This window comes from Novacetimonas hansenii JCM 7643 (assembly GCF_000964405.1).
Taxonomy (GTDB): Bacteria; Pseudomonadota; Alphaproteobacteria; order Acetobacterales; family Acetobacteraceae; genus Novacetimonas; species Novacetimonas hansenii.
In genome coordinates this window covers 1-696 of sequence record NZ_BANE01000358.1, presented here as the reverse complement: position 1 = coordinate 696, position 696 = coordinate 1, and the positions used below count along the sequence as shown (strand labels likewise).

General features: G+C 52.4%; 1 protein-coding gene. It reads left to right on the top strand.

Annotation, left to right across the window (positions count from 1 at the left end; translation table 11 throughout):
• Positions 1–255 precede the first annotated feature (255 nt).
• Positions 256–501, top strand: coding sequence for a hypothetical protein (locus tag B7G66_RS16595; protein WP_225578740.1), 246 nt, complete (start codon positions 256–258; stop codon positions 499–501).
• Positions 502–696: the final 195 nt, after the last annotated feature.

Sequence of the window (696 nt, the reverse complement as noted above, 5' to 3'; positions counted from 1 at the left end):
TTTTTCTAAAAAGCTTCGAAAGACGCCGCCTTTCTGAAAAAAGGTGGCGTCCAAAAACTTTTCCTGTTTTTTATCAATGACTTGTTTTCAAACACTCTCTTATAAACGGGTTGCTTTATAAATAATCTTGGCAATCTGCACCGGCTGAAATCCCTTGTCGGCATCCGCCCTGCCGGATACGCCATGGGGCGCGCATATGAAACACACATGGGGCCATGTCATCCCGACCGGTTCAAAGTGCGGAGTTTGTATGGCATGATGGCAACAACATCTGCCAATGGATACGACATGAACCGCAAACCATCGTTGCTGCCGGGGAATATCAGCCCCCTTCGTATCGCACTGTGCGTCGGTGGCGCGATCCTGGTGGTGGTACAGTTCGTACGCTCCGCCCATATGGACCCGCTGGTCGCGATGCCGGGCGACGTGATGTTCCACATCGTCATGATGGCGCTGGGCGCAATCCTGTTCGTGCTGGGCATGTGGGGGCCGTCGATGTGATCCGCATCGACATGGCATGCCCTGACACATATCACCGGCACGTCATGGACAGGTTCCGGCTGACGCTTTTGCCCGCGCCCCTCCCCAAGACGCCGCCTTGTTTAAGAGACTGTTTGAAAACAACGCATTGATAAAAAACAGGAAAATTTTCTGGGTGCCGCCTTTTTTCAAAAAGGCGGCGTCTTTCGAAGCTTT